The organism is Micromonospora sp. NBC_00858, assembly GCF_045207365.1.
Lineage (GTDB): Bacteria > Actinomycetota > Actinomycetes > Mycobacteriales > Micromonosporaceae > Micromonospora.
Genome location: NZ_CP108828.1, coordinates 3650808 through 3666916 on the forward strand (window position 1 = coordinate 3650808; position 16109 = coordinate 3666916).

General features: G+C 66.7%; 11 protein-coding genes and 1 pseudogene. 8 read left to right on the forward strand and 4 right to left on the reverse strand.

The features are described from left to right. Positions 1-61: 61 nt before the first annotated feature. The 6 genes and pseudogenes from OG990_RS17060 to OG990_RS17085 form a co-directional block, all read left to right on the forward strand. Positions 62-583, forward strand: a pseudogene (locus OG990_RS17060) (transposase); the annotation flags it as partial. A 470-nt stretch (positions 584-1053) separates the two neighbouring features. Then, positions 1054-1728: a cytidylate kinase family protein gene (locus tag OG990_RS17065; protein WP_406081787.1), complete on the forward strand. Its 675-nt coding sequence runs from the start codon at positions 1054-1056 to the stop codon at positions 1726-1728. Between the two features lie 438 nt (positions 1729-2166). Continuing rightward, on the forward strand, positions 2167-2682 hold the full coding sequence (locus tag OG990_RS17070) for a polyketide cyclase (protein ID WP_406081461.1): 516 nt from the start codon (positions 2167-2169) through the stop codon (positions 2680-2682). Positions 2683-2817: 135 nt separating this feature from the next. Beyond that, a complete protein-coding gene (locus OG990_RS17075; RefSeq protein WP_406081462.1) occupies positions 2818-3342 on the forward strand; it encodes a hypothetical protein in 525 nt (174 codons plus the stop codon). Between the two features lie 263 nt (positions 3343-3605). Continuing rightward, positions 3606-4979: a low temperature requirement protein A gene (locus tag OG990_RS17080; protein ID WP_406081464.1), complete on the forward strand. Its 1374-nt coding sequence runs from the start codon at positions 3606-3608 to the stop codon at positions 4977-4979. A 181-nt stretch (positions 4980-5160) separates the two neighbouring features. Then, positions 5161-5343 (forward strand): hypothetical protein, encoded by a 183-nt coding sequence (locus tag OG990_RS17085; protein ID WP_406081465.1) that lies wholly within the window; start codon positions 5161-5163, stop codon positions 5341-5343. 27 nt (positions 5344-5370) lie between these two features. Here OG990_RS17085 and OG990_RS17090 read toward each other — a convergent pair whose 3' ends face one another. Further along, a complete protein-coding gene (locus OG990_RS17090; protein WP_406079151.1) occupies positions 5371-6297 on the reverse strand; it encodes an IS3 family transposase in 927 nt (308 codons plus the stop codon). Further along, positions 6294-6605, reverse strand: coding sequence for a transposase (locus tag OG990_RS17095; protein ID WP_406079150.1), 312 nt, complete (start codon positions 6603-6605; stop codon positions 6294-6296). The genes OG990_RS17090 and OG990_RS17095 overlap by 4 nt, the downstream gene beginning before the upstream one ends. Positions 6606-7157: 552 nt before the next feature. Between OG990_RS17095 and OG990_RS17100 the strand changes: the two genes are divergently transcribed. Further along, the gene (locus tag OG990_RS17100) at positions 7158-9380 is read left to right on the forward strand and encodes a HelD family protein (RefSeq protein ID WP_406081466.1); all 2223 of its coding nucleotides are present in this window, start codon (positions 7158-7160) and stop codon (positions 9378-9380) included. A 424-nt stretch (positions 9381-9804) separates the two neighbouring features. Here OG990_RS17100 and OG990_RS17105 read toward each other — a convergent pair whose 3' ends face one another. Beyond that, positions 9805-10782 carry a helix-turn-helix domain-containing protein gene (locus OG990_RS17105; RefSeq protein WP_406081467.1) on the reverse strand — a complete coding sequence of 326 codons (978 nt, stop codon included), beginning with the start codon at positions 10780-10782 and terminating at the stop codon, positions 9805-9807. Between the two features lie 57 nt (positions 10783-10839). Between OG990_RS17105 and OG990_RS17110 the strand changes: the two genes are divergently transcribed. After that, positions 10840-12108: an MFS transporter gene (locus tag OG990_RS17110; protein WP_406081468.1), complete on the forward strand. Its 1269-nt coding sequence runs from the start codon at positions 10840-10842 to the stop codon at positions 12106-12108. 269 nt (positions 12109-12377) lie between these two features. On the opposite strand, the gene OG990_RS17115 is transcribed toward OG990_RS17110, so the two are convergent. Next, positions 12378-15311 (reverse strand): M20/M25/M40 family metallo-hydrolase, encoded by a 2934-nt coding sequence (locus OG990_RS17115; RefSeq protein ID WP_406081469.1) that lies wholly within the window; start codon positions 15309-15311, stop codon positions 12378-12380. Positions 15312-16109 lie beyond the last annotated feature (798 nt).

The following is a 16109-nucleotide window of genomic DNA, read 5'->3' on the forward strand; positions in this document are numbered from 1 at the left end:
GTGATCGCGTCGGTGCGGCGCATTTCTCGTCGCCCGGTCCCGGTCCGGCGCCGTCGACCCGTCCCTGGTGTCGCAACCGGCCAGCTCAGGGGCCGACGACGCCGCGGGCGTGTTCGAGGGGAAGCGGGTCAACGGCCCGAAGCGGTTCATTGTCACCGACACCCTCGGGCTGCTGGTCACGGTCTGGGTCCTGGCCGCGTCCTGGCAGGACCGCGACGGTGCCAAGGGCGCGCTGCTCGCCGCGGTGGCGGCCACCCCGATCCGGCACATGTTCGCCGACCAGGGCTTCGCCGGCCGGCTCGTCGGCTGGGCCGCCGCGATGCTGAACCTGACGTTGGACATCGTCCGGAAACCGGCTGATCAGAAGGGATTCGCTGTCCACCCCAGGCGGTGGGTGGTCGAGAGGAGTCTGGGCTGGCTGATGGGCCACCACCGGCCGGCCCGCGACCACGAACGCCGGCCGGAGACATCCGAGGACATGATCCGGTGGGCGGCCTGCGTGCGGCTGACGCTAACAGGGCCTGCTGACCAGGTGATTCGGAGCTGGCCGAACTCCTTGCTGGCCCCCGTTCTCAGACCCTGACCTTAGGCCTCGTGACCCGTACCGGAAGATTCGTGACGCCATCCCGCGGTTCCTAGGTCGATGAGAGCGAATATCTGAGGAGGGCCGAGGTTCAGGGCGGAGCCCCGAGGTCTTCGGGGTCTTGGTCTTCCGAAAACGCGGTCGGCCGGGCCGGCGCGGCCCGCTTGCGGGCCGTCTTTGATACGTCGAGAGAACAATTCGGCGGTGTCCTGCGCCGGGTGATGCTTGACGTCGTGGCCTCGGACGACGCCTGACATGATCGCGAGGCGACAACCGCGCGACTCGCGGCATGACCGGTCACGCTATACCGAGCGACCAGCGCCGGCATGACAGTCCTTCTGCGCCGCGACCGCAGCCACTTCCACATGCGGCAATCTCGCTCACTCGGATAGTGGCGCGCGCGAAGAGCCTGGCGCGCATAAGGTCGGCTCGACATGGCGACCTTCGCGAGACTAGGACCGGGCCAGGACATGGACCAAGGCACCCGCGACGAGTTGCTCGGCCGCCTGGCTGAGGCAGTCGGCTCCGTCACAGTCGCACACCCGACGCGGGTTGCCATCGACGGACCGCCCGCCGCCGGCAAGACCACCCTCGCCGACGAACTGGCCGTCGCCTTGCGCACACAGGGCCGCGACGTCATCCGCGCGACGATCGACGATTTCCTCTTCCCCCGGGCACAGCGCTATCCGCGCGGCGAGTATTCGGCCGAAGGATGCTACTTCGACGCCCACGACTACGACGCGCTGAACCGAGTTCTGCTCGATCCGCTCGGCCCAGGCGGAGATCGACGCTTCCAACACGCGGTGTACGACCGCACCGCGGATATTGCCCTGTCGCCGCCGGTCATGACTGCCCCCGGCGACGCCGTGCTGGTCTTCGACGGCGTCTTCCTCATGCGCCCGGAACTGATTGGTCGGTGGGACCTGCGCATCTTCGTGTCGACCGCGCTCGAGAAGACTGTGGATCGTGCCGTGATCCGAGAGCGCCGGGTGTTATCTCGGGCCGACGTCGAACGGCGCTGGCGCGAGCGTTACATCCCCTCCCAACAGCTCTACTTCGCTACGGTCCGCCCGACCGATCACGTCGACATCATCGTGCACAACGACGAGCCTCAGCAGCCGGTATGGGCGACCCCAACACACTGACCGCGCTCAGTTCGGCTACTTGGACACTCTCCGCAGGATCGATGTCCGGCCAGACTCCGCCCAGGTGCTCGGCGAGACGCTCCCCCGCCACCTGCGTCGGGACGGCCGGATTCGAACCGACGACCCCTTGACCCCCAGGACGATTCGCCACACGCACCAACTCATTGAGCCGATGTTGACGGCGGTGGGCCGTCGCAGGGTCCAGGAGTACCTCATCTCGGTCGTCACCTCTGGATCGCTCCTGCAACGCGTCTGCGCAGTCCGCGCCTCGTACTGGGACTAGACATGTTCGGCGCCGCCGGTCCTCCGTCGGCTGATGTGCGACAGTCGTCCGCCAACTGATCCGCGACGTCCGCGCGGATCGCGGTTACCTGTTGACTGGTGGTACGACCGCATCGCGGCACATCCGGATGCCGGGCGTTGGTGGAGGATGGGTGCATGATCGGTGACCGGTGGGGCGTGACCGACAGCGAGAAATTGCGCTGCTATCCGTGCGACGACTTCGTCGTCTCACCCGCGCTGCAGGCGTGGCGGGGTGTGCGCGTCGAGGCGTCTGCCGAAGTGGTGTGGCCGTGGGTTGCACAAGTGCGGCTTGCGCCGTACTCCTATGACTGGATCGACAACCTCGGCTGCCGTTCACCTCGAGAGCTCGTAGGCCTTCCCGAGCCGCAAGTCGGAGAGAGATTCACTACTGCTGGCGGGCGGGAGCTGGGCAGGATCGTCTCGGTCGACCCGGGGAAACAGCTGACGGGCACCATCATGGGCGCCTTCATGTCCTACGTCCTCGTGCCCCAGGAGCACGACACGCGCTTGCTGCTCAAGGTCGTCATGCAGACCACCCGCTGGGCCGCCCTCGGGCTGTCCGTCGGCGACCTGATCATGGCTCGACGTCAGCTACTGAACCTGAAGCAACTCGCCGAGCGTCACCACCACCGGGGCACGGCCAAGGATTGAGGATCAAGCCTCATCGGCAGGAGCGGACGCTGGCGGGGCGCGGTCAGCGGCAGTTGAGTGCATCTGCAACGAAGGGCAGGGGCAATTGATAACGCAGGTAATGGGTACCCGCCGTAAACCGAGGACTGCCGGTTGATGACGAACGTTGATGAGCTGTTCGCGGCACGTTTCGCCTTCCCGGTGGGCGACCGGGTGCGAGGCACCGTGTGTGCCGTCCCGATGGGTGCGGGACGGTCAGGGGTTCTGGTAGACCTTGGTCGGCCGCCGCAGGGGTGGGTCGACGTCCTGCACCTGCCGGACGACCCGACCGACTGGCCCGCGGTCGGCAAGGCTGGACTCTTTGAGGTGTTGCAACACCGGCCCGGCCAGGTGCGGCTGTTTCCGTTGGACGCCGGGATGCGCAGTCGTAGGACCCGCTTCTCGCGCTGGTCGGGTGAGGAATGGGCCGCGATCACCCGCCGGTACCCCGAGGGCGAAGCTGTCGTGGGAACCGTCACCAACGTTTTCCCAGGCAACCGCGAGTACACAGTCGCGTTCGACGACTGCTGGTCGGCGGTCGAGTATGAGGACAATGCGCCCTCGGTCGGCTGGAGCGGCCCGTTCCGCGTGACCCGACTGCTGGAGTGGACCCACCGAATCCTGCTAACGCCGGCGGCGTAGCGATCGACCAGATGGATGGGCAAAACCACGTCGATCGGGCCGAACCCCTCGGGTTCCGACGGACCGGCTGACTCACTCAACTCGGCAGATCCGTGCGCTCATGCTCCGCCGACCTGCCGCTAGGCCCTAGATCCCCTGTCGCACATCACCTGGCGGAGATGTGTAGCGGATCAGTTGGCGGATCACATGTTCGGCGCCGTCTGTCGTGTCTCAGGACCTGCATGACAGATCGGTATCAGGACCTGGGTAACACTCCGCCACCTGTGGCACTGGCCCGACGCCTGGCCAAGGTCGACGAGCTGGTCAGAACCGGCGGCGACGGCTGGAAGGAACTGATCGGCCTCTACCGTCGCCCGCCACGGGCGAGGCCGTTCGACCCCAGGCCACAACAGCACATCCGCATCCACCAGCGTTGCCGGGTGGTACGACTGTTTCAGAGGCTGACAGAAGCGGCAGAACGGGGCGAACCGATGACGGGTGGCGCAGCCCGGCTGGTGCGGGGATCGGAGGAGAAGCGGGCGACGTTCCTGGACCTGTTCTTCGACCTGGTGTTTGTCTTCGCGATCTTCCGGTTCTCGCAGGAGCTGCTGGACCATCTGAACTGGACCGGCGCCTTCCAGACGCTGGTGCCGCTGCTCGCCCTGTGGTGGGTATGGAACGAGACGTCGGGGGTAGCCGACAGATTCGACCCGCGACGGCCGGCGATACAGGTGCTGTTCATCGGGTGCATGTTCGGCAGCTTGGTGCTGGTGGCCGCGGCGCCTGAGGCGTTCGGCGAACATGGCCTGGTCTTCGCCGGCGGATACGTCGCCGTCCAGGTCGGTCGCAGCCTGTTTCTCGTGATCGTTACGCGTGGCGACGAGCGGCAGCGTCCCGAGATGCGGATGCTGTTCTGGTTCGGCGTGTCGGCGGTGCCGTGGCTCGCAGGCGCTGCCCTACAGGGTTGGCCACGTGGGGTGCTGTGGACGCTGGCGGTGGCCGTGGATTACACGGTGGCCAGACTCGGCTGGCCCACGCCGAGACTGGGCCGCGCCAGCGCGGCGGAGTTTTCGGTCTCGGGCGAGTTCCTGGCCGAGCGACATCGGCAGGGCTTCATCATCGCGCTCGGCGAGCTGATTCTGGTGACGGGGTTGGGGCTCAGCAGCAACGCCTTCGAGGCAGACCGCAGCGCGGCGGTCGTGGTGGCGTTCGCGACCACGGTGCTGCTGTGGCGGATCTACATCCACCGTGCCGGGGAGGTGTTCGGCGGGGCCGTCGCCGCGGCCCCTGAAACGCTCCGCGTCACTGTGTCGGTGCAATACGCCCACCTGGTCATGGTCGCCGGCATCGTCGCGATCTCCGTCGGCGACGAGCTCGTCATCGAGCACCCGCTCGGGCACACACAACCGGCCTGGGCCACCGTCATCCTCGGCGGACCCGCACTGTTCCTCGCCGGACGGGCCGCCTTAGAGTACGAGGTGTTCGGCCGGGTGTCCCGAGACCGCGTGGCCGGGGTCCTCGCGCTCGCCGCCATCTCGCCGGCAACGATCTTCCTGCCGCCCGTGCTGGTCGCCGCCGCCGCTGCTCTCGTCCTGGCCGCGATCGCCGTATCCGACGCAGCCCGTGCCCCACGACGCCCACCCGAGCCGCCCGGTTAGCCGGAAAGTGTCACCCACGTCCCGAGACTGGTTCTGTCACGGACCTCCTGAGACCCGACGTTGTTCGGCGCCGTCCTGTCCCGTCACGGCTGATGCTTTACATCTGCGTCCCACCAGACGCTTGACATGATTGGCTTCGGGAACCGTGGGTCAGAACAATCGGAGGCCGTACCCTGCCGACGTGATCACACGCTTCCTCGCGGTCGCAGGGCGTCGCCGCCGGATCATCCTGGTCGTCGCCCTGGTCCTGTCCATTGGTTACCTTCTGGTCCACGTCTGGGTGCCGTCCCTGAGACAACGCACGTTTCCGGCGATGGCGGCCGCTTCCGCGGTTTTCCTGATGCTGGGGATCGTCTCGTCGTGAGTTCCCCCCGCTTTGATGGAGCGGTGGTTACCTGCTGCCGGCTGGCGCAGGGGTGACGATAGGTGGCGCGGCTGGGTCGTGCTGGCGGGTATGCCAGGCGGTCTCGTATTCGTCGGGGCTGAGGTAGCCGAGTTCCTTCTGGATGCGGCGGGTGTTGTACCAGCCGTCGATGTAGGCGAAGATCGCGTTCTCGGCCTCGTCGCGGGTCCGCCAGCTCGTGCGGTAGACGAGTTCGATCTTCAACGTCGACCAGAAGTTCTCCATCAGCGCGTTGTCGAACGAGTCGCCGACAGAGCCCATCGACGGCAGAATCCCGTTGTCCTGTAAGCGCTCCCCGAAGCGGAAAGACGTGTAGTTCGATCCCCTGTCGCTGTGATGGATCAACTGGCCGTCACGGACGTCGCGAGACCAGATGCCGTATTCGAGGGCGGCGAGGATCAGGTCGGTGTCGCAGCGGTCGGAGGTCTTCCACCCGACGATTCGGCGGGAGAACGCGTCGCGGACCGCGGCCAGCCAGAACACGCCCTCGCCGCAGGGAATGCGGGTGGCATCGGCGACCCAGAGCCGGTTCGGCCCGGCGGCGGTGAACTGCCGGTTGACCAGATCCGGCGCCAGCGTGTGCCGTGGATCCTGCTTCGTGGAGCCGCCGCGCCAGCCGCGGCGCAGGAACGCGCCCTGCCAGCCCTGGTCGGCCATCAGCCGCTCCACCCGCTTGCGGCCGACGCGAATGCCGTCACGGCGTAGCTGCCGGTGCACACGGTCCGCGCCGTAGGTGTGCCCGGACGCGGCCCAGATCTCGTGGATGTTGGAGATCAGCCCCAAGTCGACCACATCGCGGTCGCAGGGCCGTTCGGCCTGCTTGACCCACGCGTAGTACGTCGAGGCGCCGATGTTCAGGACCCGTAGCAGGAGCGCGACCGCGAACTGGTCACGGTGTTCATAAATGAACGTCATGACCGTCGCCGGGTCGGGTCGAGCTCCGCCGCGAAATACGCGCTCGCCGCCTTCAGGATCTCGTTCGCCCGACGCAGCTCGGCGACCTCTTTGCGCAGCCGCCGGTTCTCCTCGGCCATCTCGCTGGTGGGCCGGTCGTAACGCTCACCCGCGTCGGCCTCGGCCTGCCGGATCCAGTTCCGCAACGCCTCATGATGCACGCCGAGCTGCTCGGCCAGGCGCCGGATCACCGGCTTCGGGTCCGACTCGCGGTACAAGCGCACAGCGCGCTGACGTAGCTCGTCGGGGTACTTCTTCGGTGCTGCCACGGACGACTTCCTCCCCACGGCCATCAGACCATGATCAAGAAGCTCCATGAAAGCGGGGGTGGCTCATCGACCTGGGACCGTCCGAAGGCCTTCCTGGTCCAACCACGCGTGCCGGCATTTAGCACTTCGCCACAGCCCGCGCTCGTCTTCGGGGCGCTGGCTTTTCCCGATTGCCACCGGCATGGTTGGCAACGTCATCCGCGACTGGGGATCAGAGCCATTCCTGCCAGACCAGCAGCTCAAGCTGAGCTGGGCGGCTTCACTGGCTGGAACAGCGTCTCGGCCCACTCCCGATGGTGCTGTCGTCGTGGATCCGCATCGTGGATGACGTATGGCTGGTCGGAACGCACCCGCAGATCAGATAAGGACCGGACTGTCAATAAGCGAATCAAGATTGGGTGAGGCCACAAGCGACCCGGAACTGCAAGGCATTGAGATCCCCATCTCTGCCGGCGGAGTTCCTGGCCGACAAGGGAAACCAGCCCTATGCTTGCCGCCGGAATGCACTGCGGCTCATCCGGGCCGAGGGGACACCAATACAAGGATTTGCGAATGCGCCGGAAGTCTGCTCACCACACTGCTGGCGTCAGCGAAATAACACCGGACGGCGAACCGCCGACCTCTACCGCAGAGGGCGTCGCGCGCCGATCCGCGGTCGCCGAGGAACAGGCGTTTCTCGACTTGGCCACGACCCGGCGCGACAGGCTGGCCGACCACCTGCAGGTCGAGCTTTCGTCCGAGGCCGTGGACGCGTTGGAACGGGCCCGGCAGCGCATGCTCCGCCAGCAGTACGAAGAGCTGCGGCGAGCACGGGAAGGGCTGGTCTTCGGCCGCCTCGACGGCCTTGATGGCACCGTGCGACACGTAGGCCGTGTCGGTGTCCGCAACGATGGCGAGGACAGTGAGCCACTGCTGGTCGATTGGCGCGCTCCCGCAGCTCGGCCGTTCTACACCGCGACGGCTGTCGACCCACAAGGTCAGGCACGGCGCCGTCACATACGCACGACGGGATCGACCGTCGTCGGCGTGGACGACGAGCCACTGGACGGGACCATAACGGCGGAACTCGTCGGTGAAGGCGCTCTACTCGCCGCCCTCGACCAGCGGCGCACCGGCCGCATGTCGACGGCGATCTCCACGCTGCAACGCGAACAGGACGACATCATCCGGGCTGAGGCGACCGGCCCGCTGATCGTTCAGGGCGGTCCCGGCACCGGTAAGACCGTGGTTGCTCTGCACCGCGTCGCCTACCTGCTGTTCGCCCACCGAAAGATGGCCGACCAAGCGGTCCTGGTCCTCGGCCCCTCGCCGCGGTTCCTCCAGTACATCGGCCAGGTGCTACCCGCGCTCGGTGAGACCGCCGTCGTCTCGGCGACCTGCGACACTCTGCTGACCGAGGTCCGCGTGGGCCGCGACGAGAGCCGGCTTCTCGCCGAAATCAAGGGCCGCGCCCTCTGGCAGATCGCGCTCGAAAACTACGTCACGTCGCTGCTCCCCCGGCCTCGCGAGCTGAAGCTGCGCTGGGAGGGCGAGTTCTACGTCGTCACAGCCGCAACAGTGGCGCAGGCGCTCGCCTCGGCGGTGCAGGGACGCCCGTACCACCGCGCCCGCGCGGCGTTCGCCGAGCAGTTGCACCACCTCCTTGCCGAAGTCGTCGTCGAGCAGCGCGAGGCGCTGATGAACGAGATGGAGGAGGGCTTCGAGGACATCCTCGCCCGCGTCGACAGGGGCATGCGGCATGACCACCACTCCGGCAGGACGTCCACCGGCAGTGACATCGACGGATTGTTCTCCGAGGAGGAGATCGAACACCTCCGTCTTCGTATCGCCGAGAACGCCACCATCGCCCGGTTCATCGAGGCATGGTGGCCCACCCTCGACGCCGAAACCCTGCTGGGTGATCTCCTGACCGACCGCACCCTGCTGGCCCGGTTCGCCCCGCAACTGTCCCCGGAGGAGATCACCGCTGTCTCGGCCGAGCCCGCCCCATGGGCATCGAGCGATATTCCCCTGCTCGACGCCCTCGCCGACCTACTCGGCGAGGTCGACGCCCCGCAACCACAGGGCGAGTTCGTCGCCGACCGCGCTCGCCGACAGCGCGGCTGGGTGTATGGCCACGTCGTCATCGACGAGGCGCAAGAGCTGTCCGAGATGCAGTGGCAAATGGCCGTACGGCGCTGTCCCAGTCGATCCATCACCGCCGTCGGCGACATCGACCAGGCGGAGGCAGCGCACCGGCACACCAGCTGGGCACAAGCGGTGCAGGCTGTTTTCGGAGACCGCTGGACCGCCGCGGAACTGACCATCTGCTACCGGACCCCACGTGAGGTTATGGACCTCACCGAACCGGTCTTGACGAAAGCTGGCAGCCACAACACTCCGCCACGGGCGGTACGCTCCTCCGGCATCGCCCCCTGGGAGCTCACGATCACGTCCGCCGAGCTTGCCGACGCCGCCGCCCAAGCTGCGCGACGGCTGCAGCAACGGTGGCATGGTGGCACGGTCGGCGTCATCGCCCCCGCGGACCGCATCGCCGAACTCCTAGCCGTGCTGAGTGATGTGCCAGTGCTCACCGCGACCCAGTCCAAGGGATTGGAATGGGACGCGACGCTACTCATCGACCCCCAAGGCATCGCCGCTGAGCCGCGCGGCTGGAACGGCCTCTACGTCGCGCTCACCCGATGCACCCAGGAACTCGGACAGCTGATACTCACGCAGCAATCGCGACACCCTGGGACAACATCTCCAGATGTTTGGCGTGTCCTCGGGACGTGAGGATCGTCCTGTCTCAACGTAAGGAGCGGTGAGCAGCCGCCGTGGATCGCCTCTGACGAGCTGTGGGCCGAGATCGCGCCGCTGTTACCGCCTCGACCACCACGTCGGCGCCGCTAACCCTGGTCGCAAGCCCCTTGATGACCGCAAGGTGCCTACCCAGGATCTGGGCTTCGGGTCGGGCATGACCTGCTGGCGGCGGTTGCTCGACTGGACCGACGCCGGCGTGCGGCAACGCCTGCACGAAGTGCTGCTGGGCAAGCTGAGAGCCGCCGAGCAGCTGAACATCTCCCGGGCGGTGATCGACGGCACGCACATCCGGGCGCTCAGGGTGCCCAAAACCGGCCAGAGCCCGGTCGACCGCCGCAAACCTCTGAGCGCATCGCCTTCGACCGACTGCACCGCGATCGTCGGCCCGCCAAACAGTTCACCCCGGCCAGGAGGCAGGGTCGGGCGCTACCAAGCGGTCACCGAGCGGGGAACGGCGGTAGAGCACGGACCGACCGTCGCGTACCCCGACAAGCAGACCACCGTCGCGCAGCGCGCGCAGGTGCTGGTTGACCGCAGTTGGCGTGACGCCGAGGCGGGACGCGAGTTCGGTGGATGACGCCGGCGTCTCCAACGCGACGAGCAGACCGGCCCGGACAACGCCCAGCAGAGCCGCCAACGCGCCCGGCGCGGCCAGCGGCTGCGGCTCCCACAGCGTCGCCACCCCACGCCCCGCATAGATGATCATCGGCGGTTCGGCTTCGGAGGCCGGCGTCGATGCGTTGAGCGTCCAGAGGCTCGGCACGAGGGTCAGGCCGCCGTTGGTCGCCCGCGTGTATTGCAGACGGGATCGCAGCCGCACCTCGACGGTCGCGTCGACGAGCCGGACTGCAGGCGAGAGCCCGTTGAACATTGCCGCAAGTCCGTGTTGGGAGATCTGCCGCGCGCGGAACGTCACATCGCCCTCAAGTAGAGCCCGCATGCGCGGCCAGTGCGGCGCAAAGCAGTGCCGCCAGTAGCCGGCCAGGGCATCGATGATCCTGGACAGCACCCGAGGGACGGGACCACGCAACGCGCGGGGCAGCGACCCCGCGCTGTGCACGGCCCGCAGGTCGCGGACGACCACGGCCGGGTCGATGGTGGCCAGCCTCGCCAGTTCATCATCGAAGTGGGTCAGCGGGGAGGACGGCCGGGGATTGAGGAAGTCAGGCGTCCAAAGTCTCGAATCAGTCAGGGCCAGCAGTGTCTCGTGGTCCAGCGCGCTTCGCGACTCGTTGACGGAGCGCACCCAACGCAAATGCAAGGGATACCGACCCGGGTCTCGCCACGCCCGCAGCGACAGCACCACTTCGTTGAGTGGCGACACCGCGAACCGGACATCAGCCAAGTCGTTATCGACCAACTCATAGCGGACCATGAAGCACAACGCTACATCGTTGGCGGCAAGGAACCGGACAGTGCGACAACTGCGATCATGCTTCCCGCAACGGTCCGGCGGCCATCCATCACGGAGTGGCTTGCCCCATACCTGAACCCGGTCGACCCAACCGCCCGGGCGCTGACCTGGTCGACGATCGCGTCCTCACTGTCAAAGGGCGTGTTCTTCAGCGTCAGCGTGCTGTACTTCACGCGCGTGGCCGGCTTCCCCGCCACGACCGTCGGGCTCGGGCTGACCATCGCCGGATGCCTCGGGGTCGGAGCGGCACTGGGCGCCGGCTACCTTGCCCGGGCGATCGGCGCGCGGCAGGTGATGGTTCTGGCCACCGCCGGACAGGGTATAGCGCTGCTTGCTTACCTGTTGGCCCGGACGCCGGCTGCGTTCGTCGTCGTCGCGAGCGTCGCGGTCTGCGGACAGGCCATGCAGCGCACCGCACTCACGACGATGATTGCGGAGTCCTTCACCGCGGCAGACCGGCTCGCCGTGCGGGCCCGGCTGCGGGTCGTGATGAATGTCTTCATCGCCCTGGGGACCGCGCTGGCGGCGATCGCCCTCGCCATCGACACGAGACCCGCGTACCAGGTGGCCATGCTGGCCACCGGAGCGTTGACGCTCGTCGCCGCCTACACGCTCGTCCGGGCACGGCGGCAGCCCCAGGCGACCCACGTAGACACCGACCCTACACAGCGGACCCAATCCGGTCGGCCCATGCGACGCTCACCGCTGCGAGACCGCACCTATCTGGCGATCACCGCCCTCTACGCGCTCCTATCCATGCAGTTCGGATTATTGACGGTCGGGATGCCACTGTGGGTCGTTGGCCATACCCAGACGCCAGCGGTGACCGTGGCGGTGCTGCTGGCCGCGAACACCGCCATCGTGTCGGTCCTGCAGCTCTGGGCGGCGCACCGAACAACCGACCTGCATTCCTCCGGCCGCGCAATCGCGCAAGCCGGCGCACTCCTGGCGCTCGCCTGCGCCCTGTACTCCATCGCCGCTTTCGGCTCACTCGCGATCGCCGTGGCCGTCCTGGTCCTCGCAGCTATCGCGCACAGTCTCGCGGAGATCCTCTCCGAGGCCGGCAGCTGGACACTCGCCTTCGAACTGGCCGACCCTGCCAACGCCGGCGCCTACCAGGGCGTCAGCCAGACCGGCGCAGCACTCGGCGCCATGCTCGCGCCCCTCGTCGTCACCGCCGCCATCGAATACGGCGCGGCGGGCTGGGCCATCCTCGCCGCCGTCTTTCTTGCCGCAGCGCTGATGACCCAGGCGCTTATCAGGGCTCGCGAAGGCCGCATGGCATGAATCAGCGCGGCCCAATCGGGCACGGTGACAGCCGGTGCGTCGGACAAGGACGAGATCAGCGTTGATGGCAGCGCGGGCATGACTCACTTCGGACGATCGATAAGGCGTAGGAACCTCGATGATCATCTGAACCGGTCATGCCCGCCTGCTACCACCAGCACGGGCGCGTCTACACCAACCACATCAAGCCGGGCACCCTCACGACGTTGCCGGGGCCCTGCACCGCGCATGCCTCTCGTGCGCGGTGCAGAACTTCCGGTTCACACGCGTCACACGATGGAGATCGACCGCACCTGGGTGTTGCCCTTGGTTTCGACGTATACCTTGTAATCGCCGACGGTGTAAGTGCCAGCAGCGTTGTTGTCGATGGTGAACGTGGCCGTCACAGGCGACTCGCTGCCGTCGATGTGGGTCTGCTTCACCGTGATGGTCAACTCGTTCTTGTTGCCCTTCAACTTCTTCACCACCGCCGACGGCTTCGCATCGGTGACCGCGTTGGCGACTGTCACGTAGACCGCGTCGGGTGAAGAGAACTCCGCGTTCTTCTGCCCATCACCGAAGGTGAAGAAGCCCCGTTGTTCGATGGCTCCGCGCCCGGGGAACGGATCAGGGTTTGAAGCCAGGTACGTCGGATTGACCGTGTACAGGTCCGTCTTGGAATCCGCGAGGACGCCCTGCACCCCGGTGTACGGGGCATCGGTGATCGCGAGGTTGACCGACAGGTAGATGGCGTCGGGGTTGTTGGCCGAGATGCGCGAGGAGAAGTACTTGTCCGCACTCTGCCCCGCAGGAACGGCCAGCGGGACAACCGCGTCGCCGACGAGAATGTTGAACTGGAAGTCGCCGTAGCCGCCGGCGACGAACTTCGCCCAAGCCGCGTCCGACATGTGGTCGGGGCGCTCCACCTTGAACTCCAGACGCATCGGCGCCACGTACGTGTTGTTCAGGTACTCGGTGTCGGTCAGGGGCAAGTAGACCCCTCCCGGGGCGTGCCCCAGTGCGAAAGCCGACGCCGTCGGGGCCGAGTTGCCGCGCCCGTTCCACATCGGGATGTTGAACGAGGTAGCGCCGAGCAGGGCCTGGGTGCCCAACTGGCTCGTGCCGACAGCGGCCGACGCGTCCTTGTAGGTTCCGACCGTGACGTCGAGCAGGTCGAGGTCCGCCCGGTCGGCGTTCAGCCCAGGGATGTTTGCCGACATGAACTTGGCACCGGCGGGCCCGGAGTACCGGGCCATCTCCAGCATGCCATCGGCCATGATCTTGGTCATCTGCACTGCCGAGTCGACCTTCATCCGCTCGTTGGCCGTGTGCCACCAGCGCTCGTTACCCGGGATGACGGCGCCGAAGGCGGTCATCTTATTGCGGAAGCTGCTGGCCAGGGTGCCACCGGTCGTGCCCTGCGGATAGACCACGTCCCTGAGGGAATAGGGATCCGCGAACTCCGCCGGATTGCGGTTGATCGAGGCTTCGTAGCTCCCGAACTGAAGAGCCGTCAGCGGGTTGTCGTGAGTAACGTACAACCCGGCGCCGACGGGCGAGCCGAGGTTGCCGATGGTGAACCCCTTCGCCTGGAAGGCGGCCGTGACCGCCGCCGTTGCCTGGCCGGAGTCAGCCGCGGTGACGTGCATGCTGCGCACATACATCGGCATGCTGAGACTGCCGGAGGCGTCCGTGTAAAAGCTCGTCGGGGTCTCTGAATTGATGCCTCCCATGAGGGCAAAGGTCAGGTTCGGCGTGCCGTTGCTCGGGTTGCGCAACAGGCTCGCCGGGATGCCCATGTACTTGCCGATATAGGCTTCGCCTTCGACACCGTCGCGGAAGAACAGGTCGGCGATGCCGTCGGCGGCCTTCTTCAATTGCATGTCGGCGGCCGTGGTTCCCAATGCGCCGAGTCCCTTGGAGAGGATGAACATTCCCCACACGATGGCATTCTTGCCATACTGCGGGGTCGGCATCTCCATCGCCACATCGGTGTTGATCTCCAGCGTGAGCGAGTCGCCGGTGATCGTGGTCTGCACCTTGGGCGTGGTGCGGGGAGCAGCCGGGAGCCAACCCTTCGTGGTCGCGGCAGCGGTGATCGCCGACACGAATCGGTCGCGCTCGGCGGAGCCGGCCCCCGCCACGTCGAGGGTGAAAATGGCCCGCGAGGCGATCTGCGTGGTGCTGCCGTAGGCGATGTCCTTGAGCGTCGGGTCGCCTTCGCGCCGGGTGACGCCAGCTGTGGCATCCGTCAACCGGAAGGCCTTGGTGCTGTCTGCGGACAAGCTCATCGACACCGACGGGGTCACCGATCCGGAGTTGCCGACGATGACCGGGAACCGCGAGTCGGAGGTGTAGCCCGCGATCGGGATCTCCTCCCGGTTGAGGTTCTTGTAGGCCCAGTTGTCGTAGAAGCTCGGGTTCGAGTTGTACGGGATGGACTGGAAGGTGGCGGTGTTCGTCGTCGAGGGCGTGCCGGGACCGCCGTCTTCGTAGATTCCCATGACGATGCGGATGCGTCGGTCGAGGGGCAACCCCGCCTCGAGCAGCGCCTTGGCCGCGAGCAGCGTCGCCAGCGTCGGCCCGCTGTCGTCCTGCAGGCCCGCCCCGTAGACCCAGCCGTCCTGGACATAGGGCGAGTGGTACGCACCAGGAGTGCCGAGGTTGCCATCGGCGTCCCGCCAGCGCGCCAGCTGGGCTGGCGAAACGGAAGCCGTCGGCGAGTCGAGGTGGCTCAACGCCATGACCATCTCCGGGGCGTCCGGGTCACCGATCTCTGCGTAGACGTACTTGTCGGGCTGGCGTTGGACGACCACCGGGAAACCCAGGTCGGTGGCCAGCTTGACCACCCAGGCGAGCTTGGCGACCTTGCGGTCGTACTCGTTCTGGTTGGCTTCGGTGTTGCTGACCGGGAAGGGGTACGCCGTCGCGGCCGTGCCGCCTCGGGAGATGGAGTCGTAGCTCGACCCGTCCAGCATCGCCCCGATCAGACTGAGCGGGTCGTAGGTGCCGTCCCCCGCCCGCGCGCTGTTGACGCGCCCAGCCAACGCCTCGACTTCCGCGTGGATCGCGTCGCGCTCGGCGTCGGACACCGACAGATCGTAGGTGGCGCTCGGCTGGAAGCGCTCCTCACCGACGCTGGTCGCGGACGCGTCAGCCGCTACACCCATGGACAGGAGCAATGACATGCCAAGTGTCATTGCAAGAGGTTTCTTCCGCAGCACCGTGATCTCCCTGAATGGTCAGACCAAAAAACGTCGGATGAATTTCGTTGTACGCGAGACACTTTCAGGCGCTTCCCAGCTTGTCAATGAGCCTTTCTGAGCAACGGTTGTAGCGCTGCGTGACCAGGTGGTGCGGTGCGGTCGTGTCCGAAGTGGACGGCGACGAGCGCGGCGGACACAAACATCGATACTTTTCAAAGGGTGACTGAACAGGTGGATCCTCGATGTCCCCCCATTGATACTTTTCAGGGCCTCCCATCGATGTCTCTTAGGGGTCACCTCGTTCATTCAGGAGCTTTAAGATCGATGATTACCCATTTTTCGATGGCCCCTCATGAATCGGGGCGGCCCTCTCGACGGCTGCGCAGAGCAGACAGCCACCGCGCGCCCCATTGCGCGGCCCTGTAGTCAACGCTGCGGGCCGACCGTCGCCCGACACACCGTCAGCCGCCGATCGGCGTACCGCTTGCCTCCGATATGGAGGTTCGGGCCGGCCGGGAACATCCCTGCCGGGTCCGGGTTCGGTGGGTCGACGCGACGACCAAGCGCCGCCTGTCCCAGTCAACATCGGTGGCGACACCGGAAGAGGCGCACGCGTGGATCGACGCAATGGTCAGCGCGGCGCAAGGAGGCGTCGATCCGGTGGCCGCGACAAGGCGACTGGCCGAGTACGGCGAGAGCGTGATGACGCTGGCGCTGCGACCGTGCAGCTGGTTGAGGGCGGCGATCCGGGCCTTAGCGGCGAGGGCGCGGTTGGGGGCGACGGTGGCGAAGGGCTCTGGCGTGGCGGGCAACGCG

Bases quoted from the DNA above. Each gene is read 5' to 3' on its own strand.
- OG990_RS17065 (WP_406081787.1), top strand. From the start codon at position 1,054: ATGGACCAAGGCACCCGCGACGAGTTGCTCGGCCGCCTGGCTGAGGCA.
- OG990_RS17070 (WP_406081461.1), top strand. From the start codon at position 2,167: ATGATCGGTGACCGGTGGGGCGTGACCGACAGCGAGAAATTGCGCTGC.
- OG990_RS17075 (WP_406081462.1), top strand. From the start codon at position 2,818: ATGACGAACGTTGATGAGCTGTTCGCGGCACGTTTCGCCTTCCCGGTG.
- OG990_RS17090 (WP_406079151.1), bottom strand. From the start codon at position 6,297: ATGACGTTCATTTATGAACACCGTGACCAGTTCGCGGTCGCGCTCCTG.
- OG990_RS17100 (WP_406081466.1), top strand. From the start codon at position 7,158: ATGCGCCGGAAGTCTGCTCACCACACTGCTGGCGTCAGCGAAATAACA.
- OG990_RS17105 (WP_406081467.1), bottom strand. From the start codon at position 10,782: ATGGTCCGCTATGAGTTGGTCGATAACGACTTGGCTGATGTCCGGTTC.
- OG990_RS17110 (WP_406081468.1), top strand. From the start codon at position 10,840: ATGCTTCCCGCAACGGTCCGGCGGCCATCCATCACGGAGTGGCTTGCC.